At 60.1% G+C, this 13,750-nt stretch carries 11 protein-coding genes; 6 read left to right on the forward strand and 5 right to left on the reverse strand.

The genetic code is table 11. From position 1 onward, the window contains the following. Nucleotides 1-10 precede the first annotated feature (10 nt). The 5 genes from N018_RS07030 to N018_RS07050 all read right to left on the reverse strand — a co-directional run bounded on the left by N018_RS07030 (nt 11) and on the right by N018_RS07050 (nt 4,680). Nucleotides 11-937 (reverse strand): GGDEF domain-containing protein, encoded by a 927-nt coding sequence (locus N018_RS07030; protein WP_025389194.1) that lies wholly within the window; start codon nt 935-937, stop codon nt 11-13. A gap of 185 nt (nt 938-1,122) precedes the next feature. Further along, entirely contained in the window at nt 1,123-1,863 is a 741-nt protein-coding gene (locus N018_RS07035) for a YciK family oxidoreductase (RefSeq protein ID WP_025389195.1), read from the reverse strand. A gap of 27 nt (nt 1,864-1,890) precedes the next feature. Continuing rightward, nucleotides 1,891-2,562, reverse strand: a complete 672-nt coding sequence (mupP, locus tag N018_RS07040) for an N-acetylmuramic acid 6-phosphate phosphatase MupP (RefSeq protein ID WP_025389196.1) — start codon at nt 2,560-2,562, stop codon at nt 1,891-1,893. A gap of 3 nt (nt 2,563-2,565) precedes the next feature. Next, on the reverse strand, nt 2,566-3,264 hold the full coding sequence (gene ubiG, locus N018_RS07045) for a bifunctional 2-polyprenyl-6-hydroxyphenol methylase/3-demethylubiquinol 3-O-methyltransferase UbiG (RefSeq protein WP_025389197.1): 699 nt from the start codon (nt 3,262-3,264) through the stop codon (nt 2,566-2,568). A gap of 84 nt (nt 3,265-3,348) precedes the next feature. Continuing rightward, entirely contained in the window at nt 3,349-4,680 is a 1,332-nt protein-coding gene (locus N018_RS07050; protein WP_025389198.1) for a TRZ/ATZ family hydrolase, read from the reverse strand. Between the two features lie 120 nt (nt 4,681-4,800). On the opposite strand from N018_RS07050, the gene mtnA reads away from it, so the two are divergent. From mtnA to cmk, 6 genes are all read left to right on the forward strand, one after another. After that, entirely contained in the window at nt 4,801-5,877 is a 1,077-nt protein-coding gene (gene mtnA / locus N018_RS07055) for an S-methyl-5-thioribose-1-phosphate isomerase (protein WP_024644582.1), read from the forward strand. Nucleotides 5,878-6,179: 302 nt separating this feature from the next. Beyond that, nucleotides 6,180-8,966 (forward strand): DNA gyrase subunit A, encoded by a 2,787-nt coding sequence (gene gyrA / locus N018_RS07060; RefSeq protein WP_024644583.1) that lies wholly within the window; start codon nt 6,180-6,182, stop codon nt 8,964-8,966. A 203-nt stretch (nt 8,967-9,169) separates the two neighbouring features. Next, nucleotides 9,170-10,255: a 3-phosphoserine/phosphohydroxythreonine transaminase gene (gene serC / locus N018_RS07065; RefSeq protein WP_024644584.1), complete on the forward strand. Its 1,086-nt coding sequence runs from the start codon at nt 9,170-9,172 to the stop codon at nt 10,253-10,255. Further along, nucleotides 10,255-11,349 (forward strand): prephenate dehydratase, encoded by a 1,095-nt coding sequence (pheA, locus tag N018_RS07070; protein ID WP_024644585.1) that lies wholly within the window; start codon nt 10,255-10,257, stop codon nt 11,347-11,349. Before serC ends, pheA begins: the two co-directional genes overlap by 1 nt. 57 nt (nt 11,350-11,406) lie before the next feature. Further along, on the forward strand, nt 11,407-13,011 hold the full coding sequence (locus N018_RS07075; RefSeq protein ID WP_025389199.1) for a prephenate dehydrogenase/arogenate dehydrogenase family protein: 1,605 nt from the start codon (nt 11,407-11,409) through the stop codon (nt 13,009-13,011). Next, the gene (cmk, locus tag N018_RS07080; RefSeq protein ID WP_024644587.1) at nt 13,008-13,697 is read left to right on the forward strand and encodes a (d)CMP kinase; all 690 of its coding nucleotides are present in this window, start codon (nt 13,008-13,010) and stop codon (nt 13,695-13,697) included. The genes N018_RS07075 and cmk overlap by 4 nt, the downstream gene beginning before the upstream one ends. Nucleotides 13,698-13,750: the final 53 nt, after the last annotated feature.

A 13,750-nucleotide genomic window follows, 5' to 3' on the forward strand; every position in this document is an offset into this window, starting at 1 on the left:
AGGGGTGTTGCTAGCTGGCCATGGCGAGACAATTGCGACCCTGACGCTTGGCGACGTAAAGCGCGTTGTCGGCGCGGCGCAGCAGGCTGTCGGCGGTTTCCGTTGGTAGCAGTGTCGAGCAGCCAAGGCTGACCGTCATGTTCAGCGCCGGATCCAGCTCGCGAAACTCAAGGCTGCGAACCGCCCCGCGCAGTCGCTCGCCGACCATCTGGGCCGCGTCGGCGCTGGTGTTCGACAGAATGACGACAAACTCTTCTCCGCCGTAGCGGAACACCCGGTCGATATTGCGTAGCTGTGCTTTCAGGCTGTGCGCGACTGTTTTCAGTACTTCATCGCCCGTGTAATGACCGTAATCGTCGTTCACTCGCTTGAAATGATCGATATCCAGCATCAGCAACGATAACGGCTGCTTGTGACGGCGCGATACTTCGATTTCCCGGTCCAGACTCTGATCCATTGCAATGCGATTGCCGGCATTGGTCAGCGGATCCCGAAGCGCGCTCTGAGTGGCAATGCGGTACAAAAGCGCGTTAAGCAGCGGGTACAGCAGGCAGACCAGCAGTGACTCCATATCACTCAACTGGCGGCTGTCAAAAGGTTGCGTGCTTTGGAATTCCACCTCGCCTATACACTCGCCTTCGTGACACAGGCGGAAATTGGTCCTGTGGCACGAGGTTTCGCCCAGGCGCAGGTGCAAGTCGCTTTCAACGTGACGATAGACCAGGCCGCTCAGGGGCAGAAGTCGTTGTACGCCCTGATAGAACAGCGTGAGTATCCGCTCTGCTTCCAGGCTGGTTTGCAGTTGACGCCCGAGCTGGTAAACCAGCTCGGGCAGTGACGGGGGTGGCAGTACTGCATTGGGCCGATTTCGAAAGCCGAGTCGCTGCAGTTCAGCCGTATCGAAATCGATCGCATGGGTCTGGTCAGGACAACTCATCTCATCGCTCCTCAGCACATATCGCTGGCTTGGCTGGGTTAGAGCGACACTCCGGTCGTTCGGTTCAGTTATACGGGGATATTAAAAATCAATGGCTTGGCAAACTCTGACTGTCTGACAGCGCCAGTTTTCTGACCCTGTTCGAGCTGCAATTCGGCATGCCTGTCATCTGCGTTGTATTCAAGTTACTGGGCATTCAGAGCCTGTCCGTTGATACCTTTGCTGTCCGGTCCCATCAGGTACAGGTAAACCGGCATGATCTCGTCGGGTGTCGGATTGTTCAGCGGGTTCTCGTCCGGGTAGGCCAATGCGCGCATGTCAGTGCGAGTCGCGCCGGGGTTGATGCTATTGGCGCGAACCGTCGTGACGCCCTTCAGTTCGTCCGCCAGGGTCTGCATCAGGCCTTCGGTGGCGAACTTCGATACGCCATAGGCGCCCCATTGCGCGCGCCCCTTGCGGCCGACACTGCTGGACGTGAAGGCTATCGAGGCATCTGCCGAGCGTTTGAGCAAGGGCAGCAGTGCCTGGGTCAGCAGGAACGTGGCGTTGACGTTGACGTGCATGACTTGGATGAAGTCTTCGCCGGGGAATTGCTCCAGCGGGGTACGCGGGCCAATGATCGACGCGTTGTGCAGAAGGCCGTCGAGGCGGCCGAATTTGTTTTCTATCATTATCGCCAGATCGCGATACTGGGTCGGTCCGGCGCTTTCCAGATCGAACGCAATGACCATTGGCTGTGGCTGGCCGGCGGCTTTGATCTGCTCGCCGACCCGGTCCAGATTGGCTTCGGTCTTGCCCGACAGCAAGACGGTTGCACCAAGGGCTGCGTAGTGTCGGGCAGCCGCGGCGCCGATGCCACGACCGGCTCCGGTCACCAGAATGATCCGGTCTTCCAGCAGTCCGGGGCGGGCGGAATAGTCAAACATGTAAGGCCTCACGTGTTGGTGTGCTGTTCAACAGCTGCACAGCGCGTTGTCCAGCACCTTGCGCAGTTCCAGTGGATGATCGACGACGACATCTGCGCCCCAGTGATCCGGATTGTCCTCGGGGTGGATGTAGCCGTAGCGCACCGCAGCGGTTCGGGTGCCTGCATCCCGCCCGGATTCGATGTCGCGCAGGTCATCGCCGACGAACAGGACGCTGGCCGGGTCCAGGTCGAGCATCTTGCAGGCCAGAATCATCGGTTCAGGGTGCGGTTTGCTGTGCGTGACGTGATCCGGGCAGATCAGCACGGCCGAACGCTCGGACAGCTTGAGTCGTTCCATGATCGGCTGGGCGAAACGCACCGGCTTGTTGGTCACGACGCCCCAGATCAGACCGGCCTTTTCGATGTCGGCCAGCAGCTCGGGCATGCCGTCGAACAACGTGCTGTGAACGGCGCAGTCGCGCTGGTAGCGCTCCAGAAACTCCAGGCGCAATGCCTCAAACTCTGGCTTGTCGGGAGACATCGCAAAGGTCGCGGCGACCATGGCCTTGGCGCCCCCTGATATCTCGTCGCGAATCCGTTTGTCCGGTACTGCGGGAAGGCCGCGGTCAGCCAGCATCGCCTGTGCAATGGCGATGAAGTCCGGCGCGGTGTCGAGCAAAGTGCCGTCCATGTCAAATAAGACCGCTCTCAAGCGCATGGCTTATGCCTCCCGCAGAGTCTGGATCATGTAGTTGACGCCAACGTCGGAAGCCAGTTTGTAATGCTTGGTCAGCGGATTGTAGGTCAGGCCGATGATGTCTTTGACTTCAAGGCCCGCATCGCGGCTCCAGGCGCCCAGTTCCGACGGACGAATGAATTTCTTGAAGTCATGGGTGCCGCGGGGCAGCAGACCGAGAATGTATTCCGCGCCGACCACCGCGAACAGATAAGCCTTGGGGTTGCGGTTGATGGTCGAGAAGAACACCTGGCCGCCAGGCTTCACCATGCGGTAGCAAGCGCGGATCACCGAGGAGGGGTCGGGCACGTGCTCAAGCATTTCAAGGCACGTCACCACATCGAACTGCTCGGGCATTTCTTCGGCCATGTCTTCGGCGGTGATCTGCCGGTACTCGACGCTGACGCCTGACTCCAGCTGGTGCAGTCGGGCGACTGCCAGCGGTGCCTCGCCCATGTCTATGCCGGTCACGGTCGCGCCACGCAGCGCCATTGCTTCGCTGAGAATGCCGCCGCCGCAGCCGACGTCCAGAACCTTTTTGCCGGCCAGATTGACGCGCTCGTCGATCCAGTTGACGCGCAGCGGGTTGATGTCATGCAGCGGCTTGAATTCGCTCTCGCGGTCCCACCAGCGATGGGCCAGGGCCTCGAATTTGGCGATTTCTGCGCGGTCGACGTTGCTCATGGGTGTCCCTCTTGAACTCAAAATTCGTTTTCATCAGTCAGGCTATAGATAAGCCTGACCGTCATGTGTTCGATCCGGCTGCGGTTATTCGGACTTGCCGGCAATGCGCCTGCCCCAGGCAATCGCAGTCTCGCACAGGGCCTGTTCGTCCATTCGGGTCAGGCGGCTGTCGTCGAGCAGTTGCTTTCCAGCAACCCAGACGTGGCTCACGCAATCGCGGCCGGTGGCATATATAAGCTGGGATACCGGATCATAGATCGGTTGCTGGGCCAGCCTCGACAAATCGAAAGCGACCATGTCGGCAGCCTTGCCGAGTTCCAGTGAGCCGGTTTCGTCCTGCAGGCCCAGTGCACGCGCGCCATTCAGGGTGGCCATGCGCAAGGCCCGGTGGGCATCCAGCGCCGTGGCCGAACCGGCGACGGCCTTGGCGAGCAGCGCCGCGGTGCGGGTTTCGCCGAGCAGGTCGAGATCGTTGTTGCTGGCTGCGCCGTCGGTGCCCACTGCAACGTTCACACCAGCCTGCCATAGTCGCTCCACCGGACAGAAACCACTGGCCAGCTTGAGGTTGGACTCGGGGCAATGGATCACGCTGGAGTTGCTTTCCACCAACAGTTCCAGGTCATCATCGTTGATCTGCGTCATGTGTACGGCCTGGAAGCGCGGGCCGAGCATGCCCAGGCGGTGCAGGCGGGCGAGAGGGCGCTCCTGACGCTGCTCGACCGCCTGTTCTACTTCGAACGCGGTCTCGTGAACGTGCATCTGGATCATGGCGTCGAGTTCGTCGGCAATGACCCGGACCTTTTCCAGGTTTTCGTCACCGACGGTATAAGGCGCATGCGGGCCAAAGGCGATCTTGATACGTGGGTGATGGGCGAGGTCGTTGAACAGCTCTATGCCATTGTGCAGGGCTTCTTCGGTGGTGCGGGCCCCCGGAATCGGGAAGTCCAGCACCGGAACAGTGATTTGCGCGCGCATGCCGCTGGCGTGAACCCGCTCGGCAGCCACTTTTGGGTAGAAATACATGTCCGAGAAACAGGTGATGCCGCCCTTGAGCTGTTCGGCGATGGCCAGATCGGTACCGTCCCGTACGAAGTCTTCATCGACCCATTTGCTCTCGGCGGGCCAGATATGGTCCTGCAGCCAGGTCATCAGTGGAAGGTCGTCGGCCAGGCCGCGAAACAGGGTCATCGCCGCATGACCGTGGGCGTTGATCAGGCCGGGGCTGAGCAGCATGCCGGGCAGCTCCCGGATCTCTGCGGCGCTCTGCCGCAAGGCCTCGGCCCGCGGACCTATATAGGCGATACAGCCGTCGCGAATGCCGATGCCATGGTCCTTGAGTACCACGCCTGCGGGCTCGACCGGCACCAGCCAGGAGGGCAGGAGCAAAAGGTCGAGCGGTGGCGTGGCGTTAGGCATGAGAAGGTTTCCAGAGCTTATTACGTTGATGACGAAGTATACCCGAGCGTCTTCGCGGACGGCTCGCTATAATCAGCGGCTTTTGATGCTGGGTTTCGGATGTTCAAGATGGAGTTGGCGATGCGCGATCGACTGTTGGCTGCGGAGAAAGTAAAGGCCATCGATTGGCGAGACAACACTCTCTACCTGCTGGATCAGCGGGTACTGCCGTTCGAGGAAATCTGGCACCCCTACACCACTGCGCAAGGGGTTGCCGAGGCCATTCACACGATGGTAGTGCGCGGCGCGCCAGCCATCGGCATCAGTGCTGCCTATGGCGCGGTGCTCAGTGCCCGTGCGCGGATTGCCGAAGGCGGAGACTGGTACGCAGCACTGGAAGAGGATTTCCTGATGCTGACCGATTCGCGTCCGACCGCAGTCAATCTGGTCTGGGCGTTGAACCGCATGCGCGACCGCCTGTTGCGGGTAAAGGACGGAGACGACCCGCTGGTTGCTCTGGAAGCCGAAGCGATAGCGATCCATCTGAGTGACCGCGAAGCCAATCTGACCATGGCGCAGCTGGGCGCTGACCTGATCCGCAGGCATCAGGGCAATCTGCAGACCGTTCTGACCCACTGCAATACCGGTGCGCTCGCCACCGGCGGTTTCGGCACGGCGCTGGGCGTGATTCGCGCGGCGCACCTGGAAGGCATGATCGAGCGCGTCTATGCCGATGAAACCCGGCCGTGGTTGCAGGGTTCGCGACTGACCGCCTGGGAACTGGCCAACGAAGGCATCCCGGTCACCCTCAACGCAGATTCCGCCGCCGCGCACCTGATGCGTACCAAAGGCATCACCTGGGTGATCGTAGGCGCGGACCGCATCACCGCCAATGGCGACGTGGCAAACAAGATCGGCACCTACCAACTGGCGGTCGCTGCGATGCACCATGGCGTGCGCTTCATGGTGGTGGCACCCAGCTCGACCATTGATATGGACATGGCCAGTGGCGATGACATCGTTATCGAGGAGCGCGACGGTCGTGAGCTGCTTGAAGTCGGTGGGCGGCGGGTCGGAGCGAATGTCGAGGCCTTCAATCCGGTGTTCGACGTGACGCCGGCAGACCTGATCGATGCCATCGTGACCGAGAAGGGCATTGTCGAGCGTCCCGACACCGCGCGAATGGCCCAGTTGATGAGTCGCAAACACCTGCACTGATCTGCATGGCTCACGCGTGGCCGCTTGACTGAAGCGGCTGCGCGGGCCTGTAAGCGTCTCTCAGGCGACTTGTGCGTAGGTGGCTCGTTTTCAGCGCCTGCAAAGGATGTGAGCACCTCCGCGATTGTGGTAACATCCGGCGGTTTCCGGGGGCGCTGACAATGGTCGCCCCTACTGCGTAGATGCATGGCATAACTCGTTGATTTGTCGTAAGTCGCTGCCTGCAAATGCTGGCAGCGGCGAGCTTCGTAAATCCCGAATGGGTTTATGAGGTTTCACCAGAAAAAGGAATCAGGCTTCTCATGGGCGAACTGGCCAAAGAAATCCTCCCGGTCAATATCGAAGACGAGCTGAAGCAGTCCTACCTCGACTACGCAATGAGCGTGATCGTCGGTCGAGCACTGCCCGATGCGCGCGACGGCTTGAAGCCCGTGCACCGGCGCGTGTTGTTCGCAATGAGCGAGCTGGGTAACGACTGGAACAAGCCGTACAAGAAATCCGCCCGTGTGGTTGGTGACGTAATCGGTAAGTATCACCCGCACGGCGACACTGCCGTGTACGACACCATCGTACGTATGGCTCAGCCATTCTCGCTGCGCTACCTGCTGGTAGACGGCCAGGGCAACTTCGGTTCGGTCGACGGCGACAATGCGGCGGCCATGCGATACACCGAAGTGCGCATGACCAAGCTGGCTCACGAGCTGCTGGCCGACCTGCATAAGGAAACCGTCGACTGGGTGCCGAACTACGACGGCACCGAAATGATCCCTGCGGTCATGCCGACCCGTATTCCCAACCTGCTGGTCAACGGCTCCAGCGGTATCGCCGTGGGCATGGCGACCAACATTCCGCCGCACAACCTTGGTGAAGTCATCGACGGCTGTCTGGCGCTGATCGACAACCCCGAGTTGACGATCGACGAATTGATGCAGTACATCCCCGGCCCGGACTTCCCGACGGCGGCGATCATCAACGGTCGCGCGGGCATCATCGAAGCCTACCGCACTGGCCGTGGACGCATTTACATGCGTGCCCGCTCCATCGTTGAAGACATCGACAAGGTCGGCGGTCGTCAGCAGATCGTCATCACCGAACTGCCTTACCAGCTTAACAAGGCGCGTCTGATCGAGAAGATCGCCGAGCTGGTCAAGGAAAAGAAACTCGAAGGCATCACCGAGCTGCGCGACGAGTCCGACAAGGACGGTATGCGCGTCGTCATCGAGCTGCGTCGTGGCGAAGTGCCTGAGGTTGTCCTCAACAACCTTTATGCCCAGACCCAGTTGCAAAGCGTTTTCGGTATCAACATCGTTGCCCTGATCGACGGTCGTCCACGCATTCTGAACCTCAAGGATCTGCTGGAAGCGTTCGTCCGTCACCGTCGCGAAGTAGTGACCCGTCGTACCGTATTCGAGCTGCGCAAGGCGCGTGAGCGTGGCCACATCCTTGAAGGTCAGGCCGTTGCGCTGTCCAACATCGATCCAGTCATCGCGCTGATCAAGGCTTCGCCGACACCTGCCGAAGCCAAGGAAGCGCTGATCAAGACGCCTTGGGAATCGAGCGCAGTGGTCGAGATGGTCGAGCGTGCCGGTGCCGATTCGTGCCGCCCCGAGAACCTCGATCCGCAATACGGTCTGCGTGAAGGCAAGTATTTCCTGTCGCCGGAACAGGCGCAGGCCATTCTGGAATTGCGTCTGCACCGTCTGACCGGTCTGGAGCATGAAAAGCTGCTCGGCGAATATCAGGAAATCCTGAACCAGATAGGCGAGCTGATCCGCATCCTGAACAGCGCCACGCGCCTGATGGAAGTGATCCGCGAAGAGCTGGAACTGATCCGCTCCGAATACGGCGATGCGCGCCGCACCGAGATTCTCGATGCACGCCTTGACCTGACCCTGGGCGACCTGATCACCGAAGAAGAGCGCGTCGTTACCATCTCCCATGGCGGCTATGCCAAGACTCAGCCACTGGCGGTCTATCAGGCGCAGCGTCGCGGCGGCAAGGGCAAGTCGGCCACCGGCATCAAGGATGAGGATTACATCGCTCACCTGCTGGTCGCCAATAGCCATACCACGCTGCTGATGTTCTCCAGCAAGGGCAAGGTGTACTGGCTCAAGACTTACGAGATTCCGGAAGCGTCCCGCGCTGCCCGTGGTCGTCCGCTGGTCAATCTGTTGCCGTTGAGCGAAGGTGAATACATCACCACCATGCTGCCGGTCGACCTCGAAGCCATGCGCAAGCGTGCCGACGAAGAAGGCGAAGCCCTCGAAGGCGAGCTGGACGACGCAGAAAACAGCAGCGAGACCGAAGAAGAGCGCAAGGCCCGCATCAAGGCTGCCGACAAGAAGAAGGCTCCGTTCATCTTCATGTCCACGGCCAACGGCACCGTCAAGAAGACCCCGCTGGTGGCCTTCAGCCGTCAGCGTAGCGTCGGCCTGATCGCCCTTGAGCTGGACGAAGGCGACATCCTGATTTCTGCGGCCATCACCGATGGTGAACAGGAAATCATGCTGTTCTCCGACGGCGGCAAGGTGACCCGCTTCAAGGAATCCGATGTACGCGCCATGGGCCGTACCGCTCGCGGTGTGCGCGGCATGCGTCTGCCGGAAGGCCAGAAGCTGATTTCGATGCTGATCCCGGAAGAAGGCAGCCAGATTCTCACCGCCTCCGAGCGTGGTTTCGGCAAGCGCACTGCGATTTCCGAGTTCCCCGAGTACAAGCGTGGCGGCCAGGGTGTGATCGCCATGGTCAGCAACGAGCGTAACGGTCGTCTGGTCGGTGCGGTGCAGGTGCTCGATGGCGAGGAAATCATGCTGATTTCCGACCAGGGCACCTTGGTTCGTACGCGTGTCGGCGAGGTCTCCAGTCTGGGGCGTAACACTCAGGGTGTGACCCTTATCAAGCTGGCCAGCGACGAGAAGCTGGTCGGTCTGGAGCGCGTTCAGGAGCCGTCGGAAGTCGAAGGTGAAGAGCTTGAGGGTGAAGAGCTTGTTGACGGTGTGATTGCCGACGTTGTCGACGGCGACGCTGATGATGCGGGTGAAGACCTGCAGGCAGACGCAGCAGCGGACGAAGACGAACCGCAGAACTGAGTTATAACGTAAATCAGGTAAGGGCTGGCTCGTCTGTGATTGCAACCGCATTACAGGCAAGTCCAGCCCTTGCGGTATTCGGCCTGCCTGAGCCGGATCAGAATTCCCGTCACGAGCTGCCGACCGCTTTGGCGGCTGCCTGCTCGTGATGCAGCATCCAGAAACAAGCACGTACAGACCCAACGTATTTGACGAGAGTGGATATGAGCAAGCGAGCCTTTAACTTCTGCGCAGGTCCTGCTGCGCTTCCTGAAGCTGTTCTGCTGCGTGCCCAGGCGGAGCTCCTCGACTGGCACGGCAAGGGCCTTTCGGTCATGGAGATGAGCCACCGCAGCGACGAGTTCGTCTCCATCGCGACCAAGGCCGAGCAGGATTTTCGCGATTTGCTGTCCATTCCCTCTCATTACAAAGTGCTGTTCCTGCAAGGCGGCGCCAGCCAGCAGTTCGCGCAGATCGCGCTGAACCTGTTGCCCGAGGACGGCAAAGCCGATTACATCGACACCGGTATCTGGTCGCAGAAGGCAATCGAGGAAGCCTCGCGCTACGGCGCTGTCAATGTCGCTGCCAGCGCCAAGGCCTACGATTACTTCGCCATTCCCGGCCAGAACGAGTGGAAGCTGTCCAGGGACGCGGCCTACGTGCATTACGCGCCGAACGAGACCATCGGTGGTCTTGAGTTCAACTGGATCCCGGAAACCGGAGACGTGCCGCTGGTTGCCGATATGTCCTCTGACATTCTCTCGCGTCCGGTGGATATCTCGCGCTTCGGGATGATTTACGCCGGTGCGCAGAAGAATATCGGCCCGAGCGGTATCGTAGTGGTGATCATTCGCGAAGACCTGCTGGGCCGTGCACGTTCACTGTGCCCGACCATGCTCAACTACAAGGTCGCTGCCGACAACGGCTCGATGTACAACACGCCGCCGACCCTGGCCTGGTATCTATCGGGGCTGGTCTTCGAGTGGCTGAAAGAGCAGGGCGGTGTCGAGGCGATCGGCAAGCTGAATGACATCAAACAGCGCACGCTGTACGACTTCATCGATGCCAGCGGGTTGTACAGCAACCCGATCAACAAGCCTGACCGCTCGTGGATGAATGTCCCGTTCCGTCTCGCCGACGACCGCCTCGACAAGCCGTTTCTGGCGGGAGCCGATGCCAACGGCTTGCTCAACCTGAAGGGCCACCGTTCGGTCGGTGGCATGCGCGCGTCCATCTATAATGCGGTCGATCTCAATGCGGTCAACGCACTGGTCACCTACATGAAAGACTTCGAGAAGGAGCACGGCTGATGTCCGAGCAAGAACTGAAGGCGCTTCGCGTCCGTATCGACAGCCTCGATGAGAAAGTTCTGGAATTGATCAGCGAGCGTGCTCGCTGCGCTCAGGAAGTGGCTCGCGTGAAAATGTCCTCGCTGGCTGAGGGCGAAGTGCCGGTGTTCTATCGCCCGGAGCGCGAAGCTGCTGTGCTTCGGCGGGTCATGGACCGTAACCGTGGTCCATTGAGTAATGAAGAGATGGCGCGGCTGTTCCGCGAGATCATGTCTTCCTGCCTCGCCCTTGAGCAGCCGCTCAAAGTCGCCTATCTCGGTCCGGAGGGTACCTTTACCCAAGCTGCTGCCATGAAGCATTTCGGGCATGCGGTCATCAGTCTGCCGATGGCGGCTATCGACGAAGTGTTTCGCGAAGTGGTTGCCGGTGCGGTGAATTTTGGCGTGGTCCCGGTGGAAAACTCCACCGAAGGTGCGGTCAACCACACGCTCGACAGCTTTCTTGAACACGACATGGTGATTTGCGGCGAAGTCGAGTTGCGTATTCACCACCACTTGCTGGTGGGCGAAAGCACCAAGACGCAAAGCATCTCGCGTATCTACTCTCATGCTCAGTCGCTGGCCCAGTGCCGCAAGTGGCTGGACGCGCATTACCCGAATGTCGAGCGTGTCGCCGTGGCCAGCAATGCCGAGGCGGCGAAGCGGGTCAAGGGTGAATGGAACTCCGCGGCCATCGCCGGTGATATGGCGGCCGGGCTCTACGGCCTGACCCGTCTGGCGGAAAAGATCGAAGACCGTCCGGACAACTCCACGCGATTCCTCATCATCGGCAATCAGGAAGTTCCGCCTACCGGCGATGACAAGACGTCGATCATTGTCTCGATGAGCAACAAGCCGGGCGCTCTGCATGAATTGCTGGTGCCATTCCACGAAAGTGGCCTGGACCTGACGCGTATCGAGACCCGTCCGTCGCGTAGCGGTAAATGGACCTATGTATTCTTCATCGACTTCGTTGGGCATCATCAGGACCCGCTGGTCAAGGCGGTGCTGGAGAAGATCGGCAGTGAAGCGGTTGCCTTGAAGGTGCTTGGGTCCTACCCGAAAGCAGTCCTTTGAGGAGGCAGGTCATGAGCGATTTGTTTTCTGTCCTGCCGGGTTGTCGGGTGCGCGCGCGTGGTTGAAGTGATTTCAGGTCGACCGGCCAAGCCTGTTATCGGCCGTCTGGTGGTGGTGGGGCTCGGGTTGATTGGCGGGTCTTTTGCCAAGGGCGTTCGCGAGAGCGGCCTGTGCCGTGAAGTGGTTGGCGTCGATCTTGATGCGCAATCGCGCGCGCTGGCGGTGAAGCTGGGCGTCGTTGATCGCTGCGAAGCGGATCTCGCGACTGCTTGTTGCGGCGCCGACGTCATTCAGCTCGCGGTTCCGATACTGGCGATGGAAAAACTGCTGGCATTGCTCGCGTCCATGCAGCTTGGCAATGCCATTCTGACCGATGTCGGCAGTGCCAAAGGTAACGTGGTCCGGGCTGCGCGTCAGGCGTTCGGCGATGTACCGCCGCGTTTCGTGCCCGGGCATCCGATTGCCGGTTCCGAGCAGAGCGGAGTGGAGGCGTCCAATGCCGCGTTATTTCGGCGTCATAAAGTGATTTTGACACCACTGCCCGAGACCGACCCGCACGCCGTCGCCATTGTTCACCAGCTGTGGGCGGCGCTGGGTGCCGACGTCGAGCATATGCCGGTCGAGCGCCATGATGAAGTACTGGCTGCCACCAGCCATCTGCCTCATTTGCTGGCCTTCGGTCTGGTCGACTCGCTGGCCAAACGTAACGAAAATCTGGAAATCTTCAGATACGCCGCTGGCGGTTTTCGTGATTTTACGCGGATTGCAGGCAGCGATCCGACCATGTGGCATGACATCTTCATGGCTAATCGCGAGGCCGTGTTACGCACTCTCGACACGTTCCGCAGTGATCTGGATGCCTTGCGTAACGCTGTGGATGCAGGTGATGGTCCACAGTTGCTGGAGGTATTCACCCGTGCCAAGGCGGCCCGTGAACATTTTGGCCGGATACTCGCCAGCCGCGCCCGTGTCGAAACTCCTGCTATTGAAGATCCGGTTGCGCGCGTTCGTTCCGGTGATGGTGTCAGCCATGCCATCAAGGGGCCGGTCGATGTGTCTTCGGCAGTGCTTTTCATGGTTGCCGTATCCATTGGCGAAGACTGTGACCTGCTTCTCGAAGATGTGGGTGTCAGCCCTGCATGTGCCAGCGCCATCGATGTCCTGCGCCTCATGGGTGCGGATATCGTGCTGCAGAATGTCCGCGAACTGGCGGGCGAATCACTGGCCGATGTGCACGTGCGTTCAGCGCGCCTGAAAGGCGCTGACATCCCCGAAGCGCTCGTACCGATCGCCCTGGACAGCTTTCCCGTGTTGCTTGTTGCCGCAGCCTTCGCAGAAGGGCGTACCATTCTGCGCGGCGCACAAGCATTGCAGGCCAATGAGGCAGAGTGCGTAAAACTGATGGCCGACGGTCTGCTGGCACTTGGCATCGACGTCGAGCCGGTACTGGATGGCATCATTATTGAAGGCGGTATGCCGGGCGGTGGCGAGATCGATGCTCGCGGCGACCCGCGTATTGTCATGGCGTTTCGCGTTGCATCATTACGGGCTTCGGCGCCCATCCGTATTCACGATTGCGCGGATGCCGCCACAGTATTTCCCCATTTTCTGGCGCTGTGCGCTCAAGTCGGTATGCGTGTAGCGCAAGAGGACAAAAAGTGAAGATCAAACCCCCCGTTATTACCATCGACGGACCGAGCGGTTCCGGAAAAGGCACGGTTGCAGGATTGCTGGCCAGGAGACTTGGCTGGTGCCTGCTTGATTCCGGTGCGCTCTACCGCCTGCTGGCCTTCGCTGCGCGCAATCATGGTGTCGACCTGACCAATGAAGAGGCGCTCAAGCTGCTTGCCGCGCATCTGGATGTTCAGTTCGAAGCGACCAAAGAAGGGCAGGGCCAGCGCATTATTCTTGAGGGCGAAGATGTGACGCATGCGATTCGCAACGAGCAGATCGGCAGCGGTGCTTCGCAAGTGGCGTCCCTGCCTGCGGTGCGTGATGCCCTGCTGTTGCGCCAGCGTGCTTTCCAGGAAGAACCGGGCCTGGTTGCGGACGGCCGCGACATGGGAACTGTCGTGTTTCCGGATGCACCGCTGAAGATATTCCTCACCGCCAGTGCCGAGGAGCGTGCGCGCCGTCGTTACTTGCAGTTGAAGGCCAAGGGCGATGATGTTAGTCTGTCGAGTCTGCTAGATGAGATATGTGCGCGCGACGAGCGTGACACCCAGCGAGCGGTAGCGCCGCTCAAGCCGGCGCACGACGCCATACAGCTGGATTCCACTGAGTTGTCCATCGAGCAGGTGCTGGAACGCATTCTGAGCGAAATCGCGCTTCGCGATATTGCCGGGTGACGAAGAAGCATGTGGGAGACCAGTCATAGTCCCGCACGTTTTCTTTTACTTGA

The organism is Pseudomonas syringae CC1557 (assembly GCF_000452705.1).
Classification (GTDB): Bacteria; Pseudomonadota; Gammaproteobacteria; order Pseudomonadales; family Pseudomonadaceae; genus Aquipseudomonas; species Aquipseudomonas syringae_F.

Coding starts and splice junctions, on each gene's coding strand:
- mtnA (WP_024644582.1), top strand. CDS start 4,801: ATGCGCGATCGACTGTTGGCTGCGGAGAAAGTAAAGGCCATCGATTGG.
- gyrA (WP_024644583.1), top strand. CDS start 6,180: ATGGGCGAACTGGCCAAAGAAATCCTCCCGGTCAATATCGAAGACGAG.
- N018_RS07050 (WP_025389198.1), bottom strand. CDS start 4,680: ATGCCTAACGCCACGCCACCGCTCGACCTTTTGCTCCTGCCCTCCTGG.
- N018_RS07030 (WP_025389194.1), bottom strand. CDS start 937: ATGAGTTGTCCTGACCAGACCCATGCGATCGATTTCGATACGGCTGAA.
- N018_RS07035 (WP_025389195.1), bottom strand. CDS start 1,863: ATGTTTGACTATTCCGCCCGCCCCGGACTGCTGGAAGACCGGATCATT.
- pheA (WP_024644585.1), top strand. CDS start 10,255: ATGTCCGAGCAAGAACTGAAGGCGCTTCGCGTCCGTATCGACAGCCTC.
- ubiG (WP_025389197.1), bottom strand. CDS start 3,264: ATGAGCAACGTCGACCGCGCAGAAATCGCCAAATTCGAGGCCCTGGCC.
- mupP (WP_025389196.1), bottom strand. CDS start 2,562: ATGCGCTTGAGAGCGGTCTTATTTGACATGGACGGCACTTTGCTCGAC.
- serC (WP_024644584.1), top strand. CDS start 9,170: ATGAGCAAGCGAGCCTTTAACTTCTGCGCAGGTCCTGCTGCGCTTCCT.